16 protein-coding genes are annotated in these 21,318 nt (G+C 43.0%); 12 read left to right on the top strand and 4 right to left on the bottom strand.

Annotated elements, in window-relative coordinates; translation table 11 throughout:
• Positions 1–37: 37 nt before the first annotated feature.
• From pfkA to NF543_RS21115, 4 genes are all read right to left on the bottom strand, one after another.
• Entirely contained in the window at positions 38–1,015 is a 978-nt protein-coding gene (gene pfkA / locus NF543_RS21100; protein WP_257670180.1) for a 6-phosphofructokinase, read from the bottom strand.
• A gap of 19 nt (positions 1,016–1,034) precedes the next feature.
• Positions 1,035–2,726: a protein-disulfide reductase DsbD family protein gene (locus NF543_RS21105; RefSeq protein ID WP_257670181.1), complete on the bottom strand. Its 1,692-nt coding sequence runs from the start codon at positions 2,724–2,726 to the stop codon at positions 1,035–1,037.
• Between the two features lie 86 nt (positions 2,727–2,812).
• On the bottom strand, positions 2,813–3,262 hold the full coding sequence (locus NF543_RS21110) for a protein-disulfide reductase DsbD N-terminal domain-containing protein (RefSeq protein WP_257670182.1): 450 nt from the start codon (positions 3,260–3,262) through the stop codon (positions 2,813–2,815).
• Between the two features lie 166 nt (positions 3,263–3,428).
• Positions 3,429–4,241: a biotin--[acetyl-CoA-carboxylase] ligase gene (locus NF543_RS21115; protein WP_308379268.1), complete on the bottom strand. Its 813-nt coding sequence runs from the start codon at positions 4,239–4,241 to the stop codon at positions 3,429–3,431.
• Between the two features lie 17 nt (positions 4,242–4,258).
• Between NF543_RS21115 and rsfS the strand changes: the two genes are divergently transcribed.
• The 12 genes from rsfS to NF543_RS21175 all read left to right on the top strand — a co-directional run bounded on the left by rsfS (position 4,259) and on the right by NF543_RS21175 (position 21,306).
• Positions 4,259–4,636: a ribosome silencing factor gene (gene rsfS / locus NF543_RS21120; protein ID WP_257670184.1), complete on the top strand. Its 378-nt coding sequence runs from the start codon at positions 4,259–4,261 to the stop codon at positions 4,634–4,636.
• A 70-nt stretch (positions 4,637–4,706) separates the two neighbouring features.
• Positions 4,707–6,788, top strand: coding sequence for an ATP-dependent zinc metalloprotease FtsH (gene ftsH, locus NF543_RS21125; protein WP_257670185.1), 2,082 nt, complete (start codon positions 4,707–4,709; stop codon positions 6,786–6,788).
• 69 nt (positions 6,789–6,857) lie between these two features.
• The gene (locus NF543_RS21130; RefSeq protein WP_257670186.1) at positions 6,858–7,511 is read left to right on the top strand and encodes a LutC/YkgG family protein; all 654 of its coding nucleotides are present in this window, start codon (positions 6,858–6,860) and stop codon (positions 7,509–7,511) included.
• Positions 7,512–7,541: 30 nt separating this feature from the next.
• The gene (locus NF543_RS21135; protein WP_257670187.1) at positions 7,542–8,612 is read left to right on the top strand and encodes a PA0069 family radical SAM protein; all 1,071 of its coding nucleotides are present in this window, start codon (positions 7,542–7,544) and stop codon (positions 8,610–8,612) included.
• A gap of 43 nt (positions 8,613–8,655) precedes the next feature.
• The gene (locus NF543_RS21140) at positions 8,656–9,279 is read left to right on the top strand and encodes a rhomboid family intramembrane serine protease (RefSeq protein ID WP_257670188.1); all 624 of its coding nucleotides are present in this window, start codon (positions 8,656–8,658) and stop codon (positions 9,277–9,279) included.
• Between the two features lie 366 nt (positions 9,280–9,645).
• Complete coding sequence (locus NF543_RS21145; protein ID WP_257957542.1) at positions 9,646–11,322, top strand: sodium/sugar symporter; 1,677 nt, start codon at positions 9,646–9,648, stop codon at positions 11,320–11,322.
• 288 nt (positions 11,323–11,610) lie between these two features.
• Positions 11,611–12,192, top strand: coding sequence for a YdeI/OmpD-associated family protein (locus NF543_RS21150; protein WP_257670190.1), 582 nt, complete (start codon positions 11,611–11,613; stop codon positions 12,190–12,192).
• Between the two features lie 330 nt (positions 12,193–12,522).
• Entirely contained in the window at positions 12,523–13,737 is a 1,215-nt protein-coding gene (locus tag NF543_RS21155; protein WP_257957543.1) for a FecR family protein, read from the top strand.
• Positions 13,738–13,980: 243 nt separating this feature from the next.
• A complete protein-coding gene (locus NF543_RS21160; protein WP_257670192.1) occupies positions 13,981–17,298 on the top strand; it encodes a TonB-dependent receptor in 3,318 nt (1,105 codons plus the stop codon).
• A 10-nt stretch (positions 17,299–17,308) separates the two neighbouring features.
• Positions 17,309–18,745, top strand: coding sequence for a RagB/SusD family nutrient uptake outer membrane protein (locus NF543_RS21165; protein ID WP_257670193.1), 1,437 nt, complete (start codon positions 17,309–17,311; stop codon positions 18,743–18,745).
• 38 nt (positions 18,746–18,783) lie between these two features.
• Positions 18,784–19,647 carry a LamG-like jellyroll fold domain-containing protein gene (locus tag NF543_RS21170; protein WP_257670194.1) on the top strand — a complete coding sequence of 288 codons (864 nt, stop codon included), beginning with the start codon at positions 18,784–18,786 and terminating at the stop codon, positions 19,645–19,647.
• A gap of 309 nt (positions 19,648–19,956) precedes the next feature.
• The gene (locus NF543_RS21175; protein WP_257670195.1) at positions 19,957–21,306 is read left to right on the top strand and encodes a Gfo/Idh/MocA family protein; all 1,350 of its coding nucleotides are present in this window, start codon (positions 19,957–19,959) and stop codon (positions 21,304–21,306) included.
• Positions 21,307–21,318: the final 12 nt, after the last annotated feature.

Genomic DNA, 21,318 nt, shown 5'->3' on the forward strand with positions numbered 1-21,318 from the left:
ATCATATAAAAGGGGAGCAACACTCCCCTTTTTATTTTTACGATGAAAGGATATCTACTATCCGAAGCAAATTGTCATTGACCGAGCCGATATGCTTGATGGCCTTGCTGAATGGAATAAACGATACTTGTCCGTGAATTAACCCCGCCATTTCACCCCGCCGACCTTCCAATAAGGCCTCCACGGCGGCAACCCCGAGACGACTTGCTAATACGCGATCCATGCAAGTAGGGCTACCTCCACGCTGAATATGGCCCAAGATAGAAACCCGCAAATCATAGTGTGGAAAACGGGCTTTGATACGTTCGGCGACCACAAAGCCACCACCCTCTTCATCGCCTTCGGCCACGATGATAACCCGTGATGCCTTGTTTTTGCGGGTTCGATCCAACCGATCCATCATGGCTTCGTAATCCACCTTAATTTCAGGAATAAGCACACATTCAGCACCCACACTGATACCCGAACGTAGGGCAATCAATCCCGAGTCGCGACCCATAACCTCCACCACAAAAACACGATCATGTGATTCTGCTGTATCTCGAATTTTGTCAACGGCTTCAATGACGGTATTGATAGCCGTATCATAGCCTATCGTGAAATCCGTTCCTGCTAGATCATTGTCTATGGTACCGGGCAGACCAATGAATGGGATGTTATGTTCTTCAATGAATTTGGCCGCCCCGGTGAATGTGCCGTCGCCGCCAATGGCCACCACAGCGTCAATGCTGTGTGCGTTCAAATTTTCGTACGCCAGTTTTCTTCCTTCGACGGTTCGAAATTCCTCACTTCGGGCAGTCTTGAGTATGGTACCACCACGTTGGATGATATTGGCCACCGATTTGGCATTCATGGGAAAAATATCACCATGGATCATGCCGTCATAACCACGGCCGATACCAAATACATTCAGGTTATAAAATAATCCAGTCCGAACCACAGCTCGTATTGCAGCGTTCATGCCGGGGGAATCTCCACCCGATGTAAATACGGCAATGTTTTTAATGTTGCTCATTATGCTAAATAAGTTTGCTTTAATTTGGCGTATTTGCTTTGAATGCAGCCAAACCGCTGTCTAAAAATTTGATGTAATGTGGAATGTCTTCTTTATATGCTTGCGCGGGCACCAACTGCTTGCCTTGTCCATCTACAATGACATAGTACGGCTGGGCATTCGTGCCAAATCGCGACGCCTGTAGGTCGGACCATTTCCTTCCTACCGTATTAATTTTCTTACCACTGAATTCGGATACGTACTGCTCGCTTGGTTCCAAGGTGGTACGGTCGTCGACATATAATGACACCAAAATGTAGTCCTCTTTAAGGCGCTTCAATACTTGGGGATCCGGCCATACAGATTCTTCCATTTTCCGGCAATTCACGCAGCTCCATCCGGTGAAATCCAAGAGGACGGGCTTGTTGACCTGTCGTGAGTATTCCAGCGCCTGATCGTAGTCATAAAAAGCGTCAATGCCATGGGGGGCGTGGAACACGTCGCCATATTTCTTCACAATACCCGTGCTTTGCTGTGGATCGCCCGAGGTGTAACCCACTTGGTGAAGGTTGAAATCCTGGGTGGGTGATGGCGGCAACCAGGCACTTAAGGCCTTTAGTGGTGCCCCCCACATCCCCGGAACCATGTAGACCGTAAATGAAAGAACCATTATCGCCAAGAAGAGCCGAGGAATGGAAATGAATCCCACCGAACTATCATGCGAAAACTTCAGCTTGCCCAAGAGATAAAAACCAAACAAGGCAAAAATCACAATCCAAATGGCCAAAAATACCTCTCGGTCAAGGATGCCCCAATGGTACGCGAGGTCTACATTGGATAAAAACTTAAACGCCAAAGCCAGTTCCAGAAATCCCAAGGAAACTTTCACCGTATTCAACCAGCCTCCCGATTTAGGCATCTCCTTAAGCCAGGAAGGGAAAAAGGCAAAAAGCATGAAAGGGATAGCCAACGCTACCGAAAATCCTAGCATCCCCATGGCTGGTCCCATCAAAGCGCCTTTTGATACTGCCTCCACAAGTAGGTAACCAATGATGGGACCTGTACATGAAAACGATACCAAAGCCAGTGTAAATGCCATGAAAAACAAACCCAATAACCCGCCTCTATTGGACTTTTCATCCATTTTGTTGACAAATCGTGAAGGGAGGGTGATTTCAAAAGCACCTAAAAAGGAAATGGCAAATAGGATGATGATTGCAAAAAACAAGAGATTAAACCAGGCACTGCTAGCGGCCTCATTGAGTGCTGATGCTCCGAAAACGAGGGTAACCAGCATCCCCAAAGCCACGTAGATGACGATGATGAAAAGACCATATAGCAAGGCATTGATAATGCCTTTTACCCTTGTCCCACTTTGTTTGGTAAAAAATGAAACCGTAAGGGGTACCATGGGATAGATGCATGGCATCAAAAATGCGGCGAACCCGCCGATAATCCCAGCAATGAAGATGCCCCAAAGCGTGCGGGGGGCGGCATCGTTCACCTCATCTTCTCGGTCCGTGTTCACTGCGGAACCCTCGGTTGTCGTGTCCTGCCCGTCCGTGAATACCACATCATCGGGCACCTCCAGCGATTCCTCCACAGTGGTGTCCTGCCCATCTGAAAATTCTACATCGTCGAAGTTGAGCAACGTATCCTGGCCATGAACGGCAGGTATTATGCCAAACAGAAGGCCCAATAGCAGGGATAAAATGAGGAACGTACGTTTCATTAATTGATGCGTTTAAGGGAATGCAAAACTAATAAAAAAAGGCAGGAACCTGCCTTATCTTTATATGTTAATGGGCTTAAGCTCCCTTACTTCACGGCTACCGTAAATTCAACCTCATCCGGTGGGAGGCATTGGTTGGCATCGCAAGCCATGAATTCCACGGCGCCTTTTACCGTTGTAGCACCTTTCTTCAGTGATATTTTTTGTTGAAATACCACTTCCTTGTCGAAATAGGCAACATCCATCCCGAAGACCTCTTCATGTTTAGTCTTAGGTTTTGGTTCGGCAGGTTTCCCTACCAAGGTAAAGTCGCCTGAAGGGTTAAACGTGATCGAGGTTTTTATCGGCCCCCCTTCTTCTATATTTTGGGAGTAGATATGCCAGCCATTATCTATGGTGGCTTTCATGAAAATGACCGCCTCTTTGTCATTGATTTTTTTTGCGCCAAACTGCCATTTCACGGGTTCTAGAATTTGCGCGAAGGCACCACCTGCGGCAAATAAGAGTATTACTATGGCTAATGTGATTTTCTTCATGATATGCTATAAATTAATTTCTTGTTGTTTACAATATATAAGACAGCAATTGCTTGCAGAGGTTTAATCAGCACCTCCATATATTGATTAGTGATGCATGACTTAGCGCTGCCAAAGTTAACTATTTCCAATGTGGCTTTAACGTCTTTAACATTTTTTTATAGTTTCAATTGGGTTTAACGGAAAACGCAACCTCTTTGATGTCAAAATCAACCACATGCCCATTAAAATCAATCATCAAACGGCCTGCCGCCGTTACCCCACATAATACGCCAGCTACACTTACTCCGTCAATCAGGAAAGGATGGACTTCGCCAAGCCTGTATAGATATTGCTTATACATAGCCAGTTGCCCTTCAAAACCCCCATTTTTCAACTCGAAGTACTCCCGTTCAATATACTTGCAAAGGTCGGGCAATAATTCGCCTATATTGCTATCCTTATGTAAAATTTGTTTGATGGCAATGGAATGTTCTTGGAATGTTTCGGGAAAATCGACCTGGTTTACGTTGATACCTATCCCCACAACGGCCGACTTCCAAACCTTCCCCTTCAGGATATTCTCAATAAGGATACCTCCGATTTTTTTGTCCCCGATGTAGATATCATTAGGCCATTTCACCTTTATTGCTGTATGGAGCAACGATTCCAGCCATTGGGCGATAGCCAAACTGATAGCCACAGTTAAGCTGAATTGATGTTTGGGATTGAGGAAAGTAGGGGTCAATAATAGGCTGAAAGTTAAGTTTTTGCCCGGCTCGCTATGCCAAGAAGTACCCTTTTGCCCACGACCGGCAAATTGATGTACTGCCATTATTACAGTCCCCTCGGCAAGTGGCGTGGAATTTGACAGTTTATCTTTTAGGTATTCGTTTGTAGAGGGCACCTGCTGTAATGTAATGATATTTTGTCCAACAAATAATCCCAAAATTGTGTTACTTTGCAATATGTTTATAAATTTAGCGGTAATATTACCCAAAACTATAACATTTTTTAATGGTAAAAAATAAAAAATCAGGCTTGTCCGTTCGCTTATCTGAGGTTGTAATCCAAGGTATGCAGGAAAGAAAAGGGAATGAAATTGTGCGGCTTGATTTGAGGAATATCCATAGTTCGGTATCAGATTATTTCGTAATTTGCCACGCAGACTCCTCCACTCAGGTCAATTCACTGGCCAAAAGCGTGGAAGAGGAGGTGTATAAAGCATTGCAGCAAGAACCTTGGCGAAAAGAAGGATTAGCACATGGAGAGTGGATATTACTGGATTTTGTAGATGTCGTGGTGCATATATTCAAAACCGACAAACGAAAATATTATGGCATCGAGGACTTATGGGGTGATGCCGAATTGGAATATTATCAAAGTGCATCATAGCTTAAGCGCGTCTTGCATTAAAATATAAATGAAACGATAAAGGAAAGATATGTCGAACGGACCCGATAGAATGAAGAGAGTGCCTAGTAAGAAAGTGACGCCTAAGCCGCCGCGGTTCAATATTATGTGGCTGTGGGTGGCCATGATTTTAGGTTTTTTTGTCTTACAATATCTGTTTAGCGACGATAAAGCGGAGCAAATCACTTACCATGAGTTTGAAGAAAACATGCTCAAAAAGGGAGATGTGGATAAGCTGGTAGCTTACAAACGGAATGATTTGTTTTTTGTTGAAGTATTTATCAAGAAAGATCGCCTCACGGATGAAAAATATGAAAAGGTACGTCCCAGTGCCAATAGCCTTACCTTAACGCCCAATAACGGTCCCCAATATTTTTTCACGGATGGGTCCTATGATGCGTTAGAACGCAAGCTTGACGAGGCACAGGCAGGAATTGAGCAAAATGACAGGGTATCGCTAAGGTTGGAAGATCGTACCAATGCATGGACCGGGTGGATTTTTTCCATTATGCTACCATTGCTGCTGATCATCGTGTTTTGGATTTTCATCATGCGACGCATGGGTGGTGGAGGCGGTGGCCCTGGTGGACAGATATTCAACATTGGAAAATCAAAAGCTACACTGTTTGACAAGGAAGCACAGGTGGCGATAACGTTCAGCGATGTTGCAGGCCTAGAAGAAGCGAAACAGGAAGTAATGGAAATCGTTGATTTCCTTAAAAATCCCAAGAAATATACCAATCTGGGAGGCAAAATTCCCAAAGGAGCATTGCTGGTCGGCTCTCCAGGCACAGGGAAAACCTTATTGGCAAAAGCCGTGGCAGGTGAGGCACAGGTGCCATTTTTCTCGCTTTCAGGATCGGATTTTGTAGAAATGTTTGTAGGTGTAGGTGCTTCGCGCGTGCGTGATTTATTCCGCCAAGCGAAAGACAAAGCTCCCTGTATCATTTTCATTGATGAGATTGACGCCATTGGCCGGGCACGGGGGAAAAACAGTGTCATGGGTGGCAATGACGAGCGTGAAAATACCCTGAACCAACTGCTTGTGGAGATGGATGGTTTTGGTACGGACTCGGGCATTATCATCATGGCCGCGACCAATAGGCCCGACGTGTTGGATTCGGCTTTGCTTCGCCCCGGACGTTTTGACCGGCAGATATCCATAGACAAACCGGATTTGGTTGGACGAGAGCAGATTTTCAAAGTACATCTCAAACCATTGAAACTTGCGGCAGAAGTAGATGCCAAGAAATTATCGGCACAAACCCCCGGCTTTGCGGGTGCTGAGATTGCCAACGTATGTAATGAGGCGGCACTTATTGCTGCAAGACGCAATAAAGCATCCATAGAGATGCAAGATTTCCAGGATGCGATCGACCGGGTAATTGGTGGACTGGAAAAGAAAAATAAGATCATTTCGCCTGAGGAAAAACGTATTATTGCCTATCATGAGGCTGGGCATGCTATAGCCGGATGGTATCTCGAGCATGCCGATCCGCTGGTCAAGGTATCTATTGTACCGCGTGGCGTTGCCGCACTAGGTTATGCCCAATATTTACCTAAGGAACAGTTTTTGTACACCACTGAACAACTAATAGATGGGTTGTGTATGACCATGGGCGGACGGGTAGCAGAAGACATCACGTTTGGCAAGATTTCAACCGGTGCTCAAAATGACTTGGAGCGCATCACTAAGCTGTCTTATGCGATGATTGCGGTATATGGCATGAATCACCGTGTAGGTAACGTTTCATTCAGTGAAAACCAGGAAAACCAATTCCAAAGGCCTTATTCTGAGAAAACCGCTGAGCTCATAGACGAAGAAGTACGCCTATTGATATCAGATATTTACGAGAAAACAAAGCAGTTGTTGCTCAATAACCAGAAAGGACTTGTCATGCTTGCGGAAAAACTGCTTGAAAAAGAAATCCTTTTCCAGTCAGACTTGGAGGAAATACTCGGTAGGCGTCCCTTTGACAACCGGACTACCTATGATGAATTTGTAAACGGAGAAGACGGAGACCAAAGTACGGTGGCAGAAGGCATGGTACATGATGGTGTAGGCGACAATTCAGGAACGTTCGGTGACAAGCCATCAAAAGATGACCAATCCGTTGATAAGGGATTGGAATAACAAGATACGTGGAGTTGCCATCCCGAAGATAGGGGATGGCAATGCGCGTTGGAATTATTTGGCATTGTTTTGCAGAAAAACATAAAAACCACCACAGCCAAGGAGCAAATGCTGAAAAAAATAAGGCATGCGCTGCTGCAAAAGCGGGAACATCCATTTCCCAATTTTGAGGAAACACCCCTATATCAGGATGAAAAGACGCCAATTGATGTTTTGTTTGCGCAGCAGTTTACGGCTGTAGCAGGAAAATTTGTTTATTGCGAAGATGAGATACAGCTCATCGAAAACTTGCTTTTGTTGGCAGAAAAGGAAAAGCTACGCAAAATGTATGCTTGGGAGCCCAGTATCCAGCAACTGCTAGATAAATACGAATTTCCATATTTCCGTACGGATAAGGACTTTATACAGACGGAGGCTGGTATTACCACCTGTGAAGCGCTTATTGCCCGCTCAGGGAGCATTTTGGTGAGCAATGGAAATACCGCCGGACGTCGATTATCAATCTTTCCCCATACACATATAGTAGTGGCTCATAGTGCACAGCTGATGATGGATATCAAAGATGGCCTTGACCTCATGCGTCAGCGATATGGTAGTAATCTTCCCTCAATGATTAGCTTCGTTACCGGACCGAGCCGCACCGCCGATATCGAAAAGACCCTCGTTTTGGGAGCCCATGGTCCCAAGGAAGTGTATGTGTTTTTGTTGGAATCTTTTCATTAAACATACTAATATTTTTAGTATGTTTGTGGTATGGATACCATACAAAATCCGGAATATTTCAAAGGACGCGGGGCGCAAGTCAACACACACAATAAATTTGCGGCCCATCGCTATGTAGCTGAGCATATCGAAGGGTTGGACGAGGAATTTCTGGAAAACTCAGATACTCAACTCATCGAGGAAAACCCGAAGAAAGTCATCAGTATAAGCGATAGCCCCGATCTACCCATGGCTTACTCCGTAAATCCCTACCAAGGATGTGAACATGGATGCATCTACTGCTATGCCCGTAATGCACATGAATATTGGGGATATAGCGCAGGACTGGATTTCGAACGTAAAATCATCGTTAAACGGAATGCGGCCGAAGTATTGGAACGACAGTTTAATGCAAAAGGCTATAAGCCTGAGGTGATCATGCTTTCGGGCAACACCGACTGCTATCAACCCATTGAGCGCAAGCTGAAAATCACCCGTGCGATTTTGGAGATCATGCTGGCGTACCGCCATCCAGTATCCATTATCAGCAAAAACAATCTTATACTGCGCGATGTGGATATCATCGCTGAAATGGCCAAGCTCAAGCTCGTGCATGTTGCAATTACCATCAACTCGCTAAATGAGGAACTCCGTCAAAAAATGGAACCCCGTACAGTGACAGGCAAAGGAAGGCTCAAGGTCATCCAAAAGCTAAGCGAAGCAAACATACCTGTAATGGTGATGTGCGCTCCTATTATCCCGGGGCTTAATAGCGACGAAATGCCCGCAGTGATTGAAGCCGCCGCCTCACATGGCGCACGTGCAGCAGGCTACACCATTGTAAGGTTAAATGGAGCCATAGGTGAGTTGTTTACGGATTGGGTGCATAAGGCTTATCCAGACCGTGCGGAAAAGGTGCTCCACAACATCGCAGCTTGCCATGGTGGCAAATTGAATGATAGCCGGTGGGGGCTGCGGATGCGGGGTGAGGGCAAGATTGCGGAGAGCATCAGGCAATTGTTTAAATCGAGTGTTAAGCGATATATGTCGCAGACAGCGATCCCTAACCTCCGGACGGATTTATTCGCGCCTAAGCACGGAAAGCAATTGGATTTATTTTGACAGCGGATAATTTTTCTTACTTTCGACCGATTAACAACATAGCATGGAACAATACCTGATAGGAACACCAGTGGCGAGTATCATTTTTGCCTTTACCATAGTCACGAGCATTTATACCTTTTCCAACCACCACCTTTTTGGGAAATTCATGTTGCACCCTTACAGCCTAAGCAGGGGTCAGCGTTTGCACACCTTACTTACCAGTGGGCTTATTCATAGGGATTGGGGGCACCTGTTATTCAATATGCTTACCTTCTATTTCTTTGGCTTTTCGTTAGAAGCGTTGTTGGCAAGCCTGAGTGCCTGGGGGCATGTGCAGTTTGCAGTGATTTATATCCTGGGATTGGTGTTGAGTGACATTGGAACGGTCATCAAGCAGAAAAACAACCTTTCGTATTATAGCTTGGGCGCTTCAGGTGCAATATGTGCCGTGCTATTTAGCTTCATTCTGTTTGACCCCAAAATGATGCTGGGCATTTTCATGGTGATCCCTATGCCGGCGTGGTTGTTTGGCATCTTGTTTTTAGGGTATTGCGTATGGGCTTCCAAGAATGCCAAGGACAACATCAACCACGATGCACATTTTTACGGAGCAATTTTTGGTATTGTTCTCACCATTATCTTCTATCCTTGGGTAATCCAACATTTTATCGATCAGTTTATTTAGTGTCTGTCTATAATGGCCGCCAACTGCGTTACGCTTGCTCAAAAAATGCTCATTTACCATCAGTAAACTGCGTTTTTTTTCACTGCACAAGCCTTGTTGGCGAACATTCTATCCAAGACACTGAGTTCATGGACAAACTCTATTTAATGACGACTTAGTGTTTTTTTAACACTATTTTAAAGGGCTTAATTTGAGGTATTTGCGTATTTTTTTGCAAAAAAATAAAGCAAATAATAGCACGAGGCATTGATATTTTGCGATTAATATTTACATTAGTCGGCATTATAAACTTAATCATGCATAGGTAATACATGGCTATGGAAATCCCAGCGCTAAGACAAAATCAACAGTATATTTAATTAAGACATGGAGTTCACTTTACTAGATAAATTAATCTTTATAGGGTATGCTATATTGATTATAGGAATTGGTTTATGGGTTTCACGGGGGAAAGGCAAATCTTCCGAGGATTACTTTCTGGCGAGTAAATCATTGCCATGGTGGGCGATAGGGGCATCGTTAATCGCTGCAAATATCTCAGCAGAACAATTTATTGGCATGTCTGGGTCGGGTTTTGCCATCGGGCTTGCCATCGCTTCCTACGAATGGATGGCAGCCATCACACTATTGATCGTAGGCAAGTATTTCCTCCCGATATTTATAGAGAAGAAGCTATATACCATTCCGCAATTTGTGGAAGTACGGTATGGTAGGAACCTAAAGACTATTTTAGCTGTGTTTTGGGTGTGCCTGTTTATTTTTGTAAACCTGACCTCGGTCCTTTACCTAGGAGCCACGGCGCTGGATACCATACTTGGGGTTGGCGATGGATCCATATTTATGTATGCCATTTTTGGGTTGGCTTTATTTGCGGCGGCTTATTCCTTATACGGCGGGCTTTCTGCAGTAGCTTGGACAGATGTTGTACAAGTCATATTGTTGATTGTCGGCGGCTTGATCACAACGTATATGGCCCTAACGCATATTTCAGATGATGGAGGGATTATCTCGGGTCTGGTGAAGGTCTATAACGAAGTACCGGAAAAATTTTCCATGGTACTCGAAAAAGGCAAAGTGATTACCCCAGATGGCAAGGATGCCTGGTGGGATTTGCCGGGCTTGGCGGTCCTAATTGGTGGAATGTGGGTGGCCAACCTTTACTATTGGGGATTCAACCAATATATTATTCAACGAACGCTGGCGGCCAAAAGCTTAAAGGAATCACAGAAGGGAATCATGCTTGCAGGTTTCATCAAACTGCTTATTCCGCTTATCGTAGTCATACCGGGCATTGTGGCGTATGTCATGAATATGGATCCTAGCGGACAGATTACACAAAGTCATGCCGATCCCTCGTTCTTTTCAAAGACAGGACGAATAATAAACGACAACGCTTCCCCGTGGCTCATCAAGGAATTCGTGCCATCAGGATTAAAAGGCCTGGTAGTGGCCGCTTTAGCGGCAGCCATTGTATCTTCTGTAGCTTCCATGTTAAATTCTACGGCTACCATATTTACCATGGATATCTATAAACCTTATTTTCAAAAGAAACCCTCAGAAAAAGGATTGGTACGTGTAGGTAGGATTTCTGCTTTTCTAGCCTTGGTCATCGCGATTATTCTTGCCCCTCAGTTGGCCAGTTTGGGCCAGGTTTTCCAGTATATTCAAGAATATACCGGCATTGTAAGCCCGGGTATCCTTGCGGTCTTTATGCTGGGACTGTTTTGGAAAAAGACCACCAATAATGCAGCAATTTGGGGTATCTTGGCATCAATCCCCATCGCATTTTATTTCAAGGTAGGGCCCAATGGCTGGTCAGAAAGCTTGTTCTTTTTGAATCTACCCTTTATGCACCAGATGATGATTACCTGGATTTTGGTCATGCTCATCATGGTGGTATTAAGTTATATAGAAGGGAAGGGGAAAGATTACGACAAGGCCATTATTATCAAGAAATCATTGTTTAAAACAGATCCGGTATTCAATATAGGTGGCTTTATAATCTGCTTGATTTTGGTGATGCTTTATGCGCTGTTTTGGTAAAGGCTTGTTCTCAATTTGGGACGTTTTACTGCGAGCTTGTTCCCAAGCTTCCAAACTGGCATGAAGTAAGGATTTCTTTTACTCTTTTTTCAACAGACTCAACGGCCGCAGATATATCTAATTGAATATTGGTATTCTGTAATTTGCCAAAAACATTGGTATTACAAATGCACCAATGACAGCTTATAATTTCTATAATGTTTCAATACATTATTAGTGCAAGAACTTCTGCATTTAAATGAGTTTTCGCTAAATAAATAAGATTATCTTGGAATCAATAATATAAGGATGTCAAAAAGTGATATAGCGATATTTTATCCAACGAGTAAAATGGCCTGGCGAAAGTGGTTAGAGAAAAACCACTTTCAAAAGGACAAAGTTTGGCTTGTTTTTTATAAAAAATATTCAGAGAGACCGACTATTAATTGGAGTGATGCTGTTGATGTAGCCTTATGTTTTGGCTGGATAGATAGCAAGAAAGTTGCTATAGATTCTGAAGAATCACATCAGTTTTTTTGTAAACGTAAACCAAAAAGTACTTGGTCAAAAATCAACAAAGAGAAGGTTGCGAACCTTATTGAAGCGGGACTTATGACCAAAGCAGGATATGAAAGCATCGAAACCGCAAAGCAAAATGGTTCGTGGACGATCTTGGACGAAGTTGAAGAACTAATCATACCCAAAGACTTAGAAAAAGCGTTCAAAACCAAACGAGGCTCAAAGGACTTTTTTGTAAGTTTAAGTAAGTCTATGAGAAAAATGATTTTACAATGGATAGTTCTTGCCAAACGGGCCGAAACACGACAAAAACGAATCAACGATATTGCTGAACTTGCTGGCCAAAAACTGAAACCAAAACAGTTCAGATGAAAGGGCGAAAGCAGAAAACTCCGATGGCTACCGGAGCTATTTCAACTGATACAAATACACCGACCCATTTCCAAATTTGTCTTCGTCGAATTCTGGAACACCAATTTTGTCCAAGTTACATTTTCTTTGTTTTTTATCAGGCTCGGTTGGTTTTCAAGGAGTAATATCGGTTCCAGACCGTGCCGACCGGCATCCGAAATGACCTGTCTTCCGTCTGTGGGATGCATCTGTGGATAAATACCTTAAAAGAGGGGTTAACCAGTACAATTTTTATATTCTTACTAAGGTTTTTCTCCTTGTACCGTATCTATAGCTACCTACGGATATACCATGTATAAAACTAAGGATATAGCGACTTTGATTAAACGGCATATGGATGGGGTTTTAACCTCCGACGAGCGTCTGCGTTTGCAGGTTTGGGCGGATGATAACCCCGCCAATAAAGTTTTTTTGGATAAAGTTCTTCAGGGAGATATGATATGGAAAGATGCTTTGAAGTGGATGGAGTTAGAAAAGTTGGATCAAGAAAGTTGGGAGAAGCAATTAGAAAGAAGAACGTTGTCCAAAATAGCTTCCTCAGTTGCTAGTAAAGCGCATAAGCCTAGTCGTATGTTATCCAAAGTTATTCCTTATGCAGCGGCTATTCTTTTGTTTGCAGTTGCGGCTATCCTGTATGATGTTGGTAGTCAAAAGGACGCTTCAGAAAACCTTGAAGTTATACATAATATAGATCCGGGAGGCAATCGAGCTCAACTTACCTTGGCAAATGGACGTGTCATCGAGTTGAGTAGTGCGCGGGACGGTATCGTTGTAGGAGATAAGCTGACCTATAATGACGGGACAATTATTCCATCTGATCAATACGAAACGATATCCATGGCAACACTTACCACCCCCAAAGGCGGAAAGTATCAGGTCACTTTACCAGACGGGACAAAAGTATGGTTAAATGCGGCGTCGACCTTAACCTATCCCACTCGGTTTTCGGATGAGCAACGTGTGGTAGCGTTGGACGGAGAAGCGTATTTTGAAGTAGCCCAGCTATTTAGAAAAGATAGTAACAGGAAGGAGTCTTCAAGTAGCGTCCCTTTTCTTGTCGAAACTCCTAACCAGGTGGTGGAGGTACTGGGCACGCAGTTTAACGTGATGGCTTATGCAGATGAACCTGCTACCAAAACGACATTGGTAGAGGGCTTAGTATTGTTGAAATCCAATCAAGGCAGCCTGAAACTTACGCCAGGAGAACAAGGTATATTGCAAGGATCAGCGCTATCTAAAAGTAAGGTGGATGTAAATCGGCATATAGCATGGAAAAATAACAAGTTTATTTTTTATGAGACAGAACTCCATGCGGCGATGAAAGACTTGAGTCGTTGGTACAACTTGGAGGTTATATATGAAGGGGAAGTGCCTATATCTCATTTTTACGGCGAGATCAGTAGGGAGAAAGGATTAGCTGAAGTATTAAAAATCCTGGAGGTAGGGGGGGTGAAATTTAGGATGGAAAAGGTGGGCGATATGAACAGATTAGTCGTTTCTCCTTAGCAAAAGGCTAAGAATATAACGGTGTACCGTACTATAATAAATAGATTTTTAACCATTAACCAAAAAAATTATGAGAAGAGACTTGCAAACCTATCGAAGCATTTGAAAAAAGCGGGTTCAAAAAAAACCGAATAGTGCGGACACACTACTCGGTAACGTTTGGAACTCATTATAATGATTAAACAAATGTGCGACATATGACTAACCATTTTAATTATAACATGATCTAAACATTACAAATTTATGATTTTTTATCAAGAAGTTAAAGATCGGCGATGGTCTTTAACCAAGCGATTGCTCCTGATTATGAAACTGGCAGTATTTCTTACATGCTTAAGTGTACTACAAGCTGCTGCAGAAGGTTTTGCCCAAACCGTTACGCTTCGGGCAGAGAACATTTCTTTGGTACAGGCGATGCAGAGCATACAGCAACAAAGCGGACACCCATTCTTCTTGAACGGCAAAGATTTGGCCGGTATCAAGGTCAATGTTCGAATAGATAATTTAAGTCTGGAAAAGGCGATGGATAAATTGCTAAAAGGGAAGCCAGTAGATTGGGTGTTGAATGATGAAACGATTATCGTTACGTTTTCCAACGTAATAAGGCACTCGGTTGAGGAGAAGGAGAATACAGCCGTAGAACCAATTAAACAACAAAAAACTGTTAGCGGAAATGTTACGGATGAACAAGGTGAGCCTTTGCAGGGAGTTACCGTATCTGTCAAAGGCACTACGATAGCAACGATGACGGACGAGCAGGGAAATTATTCATTGGTGGTAGCGGACAATGCTCACATTTTAGTATTTTCCATAGTCGGGTTTGAATCTTCTGAAATAGAAATAGCTAATCGACCAAAGGTTAGTATAAAACTTAAGGGACTGATTGATGATTTGGATGAAGTGGTTGTTGTGGGATATGGGACGCGAAGAAAATCCGATCTTACTGGCTCATTAGCTTCTGTTGGTTCATCTGAACTAACTTCATTGCCCGTTTCCTCTCCGGCTCAAGCATTGGCAGGAAGAGCTTCCGGAGTGCATGTTCTACCCAGGACAGGATCTCCCGGCGGTCAAGTCAATATACGTATTCGAGGTACAAATTCTATTATGGGCAGTAATGAACCCTTATACGTCGTTGATGGCTTTCCATTTAGTAGTAGTCCTGATTTGATAAACAACAATGATATAGCATCGATTGAAATATTAAAGGACGCATCTGCTACAGCGATTTACGGATCAAGAGGTGCTAATGGTGTTGTAATTATTACCACAAAGAAAGGTAAGGCAGGCAAGACGAATGTAAATTATACAGGGGGATATAGTGTAAATAGAATACGTAAAAAATTAGACTTATTGAATGCATCTGAATACGCGCAGATGATTAATGCGATGTTCGAAAATGACGGAGGTCAACCCTATTTTAACGACCCAGGGAGTTTTGGAGAAGGAACAGACTGGCAAGATCAAGTTTTTCATAGCGCACCGTTATTGAACCAAAGCATTTCTTTGTCAGGAGGGAACGATAAAACGGTGTTCTCTACCTCATTTGGTAGTTACAATGAACAAGGTATTATTCGTAATAGCGACTATTCTCGTTATACGCTACAGGCCAATTTGTCTCATCAGTTAAACTCTTATTTTGACTTCTCACTCAACACAAATTTTAGTAAAATTGAGAGCTCAAGAAAAAACTCAGCTCGAGGAGGAAGAGGAAATTCCATGATAGCAGGGATGATTGGCGCTCCGCCCACGTTGCAACCCTACGAAGATGACGGATCTTTAACTATTCTTAATCGTAGTTATACCTATATATCTGACGGACTGATTAATCCATTAAATTATTTATATGAGCAAACGGATGCGCTTTCATCAAGTACGTTGCTTTTAAATGGGGCCGTTACCATCAAACCCCTTTCTGGACTATCCATTAAACTGTCAGGTGGTTTGGAGAATGGTAACCAAAGAACCGATTTTTATGCTACCAAGAATTTTCATAATTCCAATGGATTGGCAACTATTCAAGTAGGTAATAGTCTTAATTTATTAAGTGAAAATATCGTCACTTATTCGTTCAGCCAAGGTATACATGATTTTACGGCATTGGCCGGAATAACATACCAATCATTTGTCAATAAAGGTGCAAATTTGGGAGGAAGTGGGTTTGTAAGTGATCTTTCCGAGACACATGATGTAGGCTCGGCGGATGTTTTTAGTGTTCCGGGATCAAGCTATACTGACTGGAGCTTGATATCCTATCTTAGTAGAGTTAATTATTCTTTTCATAACAAATATCTCTTTACTGCCAGCATTAGGGCTGATGGCTCGTCTAGATATAGTACGGGTAATAAATGGGCGATTTTCCCATCGGGAGCGTTTGCCTGGAGAATGAAAAAGGAAGATTTCTTGAGTGATATTGAGTTAATATCGGATATGAAAGTTCGTGTTGGTTATGGTACAAGTGGGAGCACTGCAATATCCCCTTATCAAACTTTAAATGTATTAGAGGCCACTAAAGTGGTTCTTGATAAGGAATTGGTTACGGCTTATTCACCATCTTCTAGGTTGCCGTCTTCTTTAAAGTGGGAAACGACAATTCAAGTAGATTTTGGGTTGGATTTAGCTTTGTTGGATAACAGATTGAGGTTTACAGCTGATTATTATGTAAAGAACACAAAAGATTTATTAAATAATGTACAGATTCCTTCATCAACAGGTTATTTGAATTCGATTCGTAATGTTGGTAAAATACAAAATCGGGGGGTTGAGTTAAGCGTTGACGCAGACGTCATCGACCGAGCCTTTTCATGGCAAGTTTCTGGGAACATAGCCTTTAACAGAAATAAGGTAGTTAAGCTTAATGATGGGCAAGTGATCCGTGGTTCTAATATAAATATAACAATTCTTAATGACTATGTTAATATACTAAAAGAGGGAGAGCCACTGGGAATTTTTTACGGTTATCGAGAGGACGGATACGACGATCAAGGAAGAATTATTTACAAGAGGTCAGATCCGGGCCAAGGTCTATCTTCTAATGATAAATCAAAAATTGGAAATCCAAATCCTAAATTCACAGGTGGTTTGAATAATGTCCTCAAATATAAAGGCTTTGAATTTAATTTATTCTTATTAGGCTCCTATGGTAATGATATTTTCAACATGAGTAAAGCTACAGTAAATATGGACTACTTGGTCGGTCTGAATAAAACGAAAGATATCTTATACGATAGTTGGAATCCTGAAAATAAAGCCGCTAAGAATCCTCGTTTGTCTAAAAGCAATCCTATTAATGTCTCTGACCGATTTATTGAAGATGGATCTTTCTTAAAAGTAAAAAACATTCAATTAGGATATTATATTCCCTGCGAGAAATTAGGATTGGATTGGGTTAGGCAAGCTATGGTTTATATCAGTGGACAAGATTTAATCACATTTACAAAATATTCTTGGTTTGATCCAGAAGTAAATTCTTGGGGAGGTGCTTCTTCAATTAATATTGGTATTGATCACTTATCATACCCTACCTCAAAAACCATTTCGTTTGGATTAAAATTGGATTTTTAAATAAAAAAATATGAAAACGCATATCGTTGTTTTTTTTCTTTTAATATTTGTGTCTTGTGGTGATTTATTGGATGAGAACCCGAAATCACTGGCCTCAGAGAATTTTTATAATACGAAAGAAGAAGTTGAAGGTGGTTTAAATGCAATTTATGCGCCGTTTGCGACGCCCATGAAAGACCTTTACCCGGCCCAGCAAGAAGCATATGCTGATTATGGATTCGGCAGAGGGAGCTACACGTTGGTGAGCAAGTTTCAGGGCTTAGATGATGCAAATATAGTGCGTGTAGATGGTATGTGGGGCAATTTTTATAGGGCTATCAGAAATGCAAATATAATATTGGACCGAGTGCCTTTAAGTGAATCCTTGAATGATAGTGAAAAAACACTAGCTTTGAGTGAGGCTAAATTCCTTAGAGGGTTAGTGTATTTAATATTGGTTCAAAACTGGGGAGGAGTACCCTTACGAACAGCGGATAATATGGGGGTTGTGGATATTCCACGTGCGCCGGTAAGTGAGGTTTGGGCGTTGATTGAAGAAGATTTGAGATCTGCATCTGAGCATCTTCCGGATCAACCTAGAAAGAAGGGGACTCCATCAAAATGGAGCGCTAAAACTGTCTTAGTTGAATGCTTATTGCACTTGGAAAGATATCAAGAAGCAAAGCAAATCGCAGAAGACATTATGGCCTCTAATCAGTATAAATTAGTCGAGATAAATAATTCTGAAGATTTTCTAAAAATTTTTGGCACCGATGCGACTTCATCAACAGAGGAAATACTTTATGTAAAATACGCTAGGGAAGGCGGCAAGGGTTGGCAATTTCCGCTGTTTCCTCATCATCCTGCAGCTGGTTATTTAGGAGGCGCTGGTTATTTTGCGCTACATTCTGATTCGGAAAATAAAGTCATTAAAAACTGGGATGAAAATGACCTAAGAAAAGAATTTAACTGGTATGAATGGGATATTGGTTTAGGACCCACAACCCTCTTAAACAGGAAGTACAGAGATGAAAGTGCCCCTAGTTCAAATTCTATTGGAATTGACTATCCGCTATATCGATACGCAGATTTATTATTGTGGTATGCCGAGCTGGATTGTAGAGTGAGCGGAGTTGCTACCGAAAGCGGATTGGAAGCACTAAATCAAGTGCGCCGAAGGGGATATGGATATCAGGTAAATCAACCCTCGCCAATAGACTTCAAATTGGAAAATTATACCGATATGGAGACGTTTTTAAACGTAGTCGTAAAAGAGAGAGGTTACGAGACTTGTTATGAGGGGAAACGCTGGCTAGATTTAAAGCGTCTCGGCATCGCTAAAGTAACAATGAAGGATGTTTATAATATTGATGTATCCGAAAGACATATGTTATGGCCAATACCACTGTCTGAAATGAATTACAATAAAGCTTTGGTTCCCGAACGAGATCAAAACCCGGGATATTGACAGGCGTCATGATGATGAACACTTAAATTAATAGTATAATGAAATGCTCTTTATCCCCATTCTTAGTAATAATTTTATTCACCCTCATGTATAATGGAGACTGTTATGGACAAACCAGTTCTGATCGCTATGCCACATTAAAATCTACGGACGGTTTAGTTGCTTTATGGGACTTTAAAGAGAAAGAAGGGACTGATAGAGTTTCAAGCATTGATGGGAATATGTTAAGACTTAGCGAGGCATCGAACAAAATCCCACGGATTGATGGAGGTCCGTTGTCGGGTTATGCTATCGAATTAAGCGGGGAGGCTTACTTGTCAATTCCTTATGAAGATACTGGTGCGTTAAATGTTCGTCAGAATGAGGTGACTGTAATCGCTTGGATTAAAAGAAGAGATAGTGGGATCGGCTTTATCGCAGGAATGTGGAATGAGTATGCAGATGGTGGGAAGAGGCAATATGGGCTGTTTGTCAATTTACCTCATTACAATGGGACAAACCAGGTATGTGGTCACATCTCTCAATCAGGGAAACCTACTGGTCCATTTCCCTATTCAATTGACTATTCGGCCAGTAAACAATTGGTTCCTTTGGAAGAATGGGTCTGTGTTGGTTTTACATATGATGGGAAATATATCAAATCTTTCTTAAATGGTGTTTTTGAGGAGAGGAAAGCAGAATTGATTAGTCATACTGCTGGATTTGAAGGTTATCCAGATGGAATCGTACAGTCAAAAAACCCTTATTATTTTCCGTATGGCATAGGCGACAACGGGTCTGATTTTACAGTAGGAGCGGTTTTCGTTGCAGGTAAGATGGGGAATTTTTTTAAGGGTGAAATAGGAGGACTTGCGGTATTTGATAGGGCTTTGACAGACACGGAGATGATTAAGTTTCGATAATTAGTGTCTGTCTATAATGTCGCCTAGCTTCGTTGCACTTATTAAAAAAATGCTCATTTACTATTAGTAAACTGCGCTTTTTTTCATTTCGTGCGCCTTGCCAGACACCATTATTCAAAGCGTATGTTTCAAGGGCTTTCATGAGGCTGCAAGCAGCGTTATAGCCTAACCACTGACTCTGTGGACAGGCTATAATTAAAGTCTATCTTTGGGTTTCAACTGGGTGATTGTGATATACTTGTAGTGTTTCTCTGTTAACTCGGTTTTTAATTGCCAGTACAACCATGTAGTAATAAACACGTAATAATTATGGATAACAGAAGAGAATTTATAAAGAAAACAGCGATTTCCTCCTTAGGGCTGGCCATCGGCGGGGTAGGGATGGGCAGCAGAAGCTATGGCAAAATCATGGGGTCAAACGACCGGATCCGGGTAGGTGTGGTCGGTTTTTCCGATCGCTTTAAATCATCATTACTGCCCTCTTTCCTGGACCATGCGCAGGGGATGAATTTCGAAATCGTGGCCTTGTCTGATATTTGGAACCGCCGAAGGGCCGAAGGCCAGGCGCTGATCAAGGAAAAGACGAGGGAAGAGGTGGGCCTATGCCGGAACAACGAGGAGCTGTATGCCCGTAATGACGTGGATGCGGTCATCATCAGCACGGCAGACTTCCAGCATGCCTACCACCTTACGGAAGCGGCCACGGCCGGAAAGGACGCCTATTGCGAGAAACCCTTCGCGGAAACGATGGATGACGCAAACACGGCTTTGGAGGCGGTGAAAAAGAGCGGGGTTGTCGTCCAGATCGGTTCACAGCGCCGTAGCGGGACAAATTACCACGCTGCGAACGAGTATATCCGCTCAGGGCGGTTTGGCGATATCGTGATGGTGGAGATGTGCTGGAATGTGAACCAGCCGGGGCGGTGGAGGCTACCTGCGTTGACGGCTTCCATACAGGAAGGCGACACGGACTGGAAGCGCTTCCTCATCAACCGGCCCCATGAACATTGGGATCCGAGGAAATACTTAGAATACCGCTTGTTTTGGCCCTATTCCTCGGGTATCCCAGGCCAATGGATGAGCCACCAGATTGATACCGTGCATTGGTTCACCGATCTTCCATATCCGCGCAGCGTGACGGCTAACGGAGGCATTTACCAGTGGCGGGATGGGCGCACGAACGCCGATACCTTGACGGCGGTATTCGATTACGGACTGTTGGACGGTCCGGGGAAGGGTTTCCAGGTGGTTTATTCTTCCCGTTTCAGCAATTCCGCTGGAGACACCAAGGAACTTTATTACTCCAATGCTGGGATGCTGGATCTGGATAAAAACGAAATCACGCCCACAGGTGGATTGGCGGCCAACCATGCGGCGGCGATGGGGATGAAACCCAACCAGTTGGAAGCCTTTGGGCTGCCTAAGGTACAGGCAGCGTCTGAAGCCAATACTGGAGGAGATTCACTCACCTCGGCGCATATGCGGAATTGGATGGAGTGCGTCCGCTCGCGCAAAACCCCACATGCGCCTATAGAAGCAGGATACAACCATTCGATTGCTTGCATCATGGCCAACGCGGCGTACCGTACCGGGCAACGGGCTACGTTTGACCCCATAACCAAACAGGTGTTAGCCGGTGGCACCGTATTCAACTATTAAAGCGCAAATGAC

Source organism: Parapedobacter tibetensis (genome assembly GCF_024704835.1).
GTDB classification, from domain to species: domain Bacteria; phylum Bacteroidota; class Bacteroidia; order Sphingobacteriales; family Sphingobacteriaceae; genus Parapedobacter; species Parapedobacter tibetensis.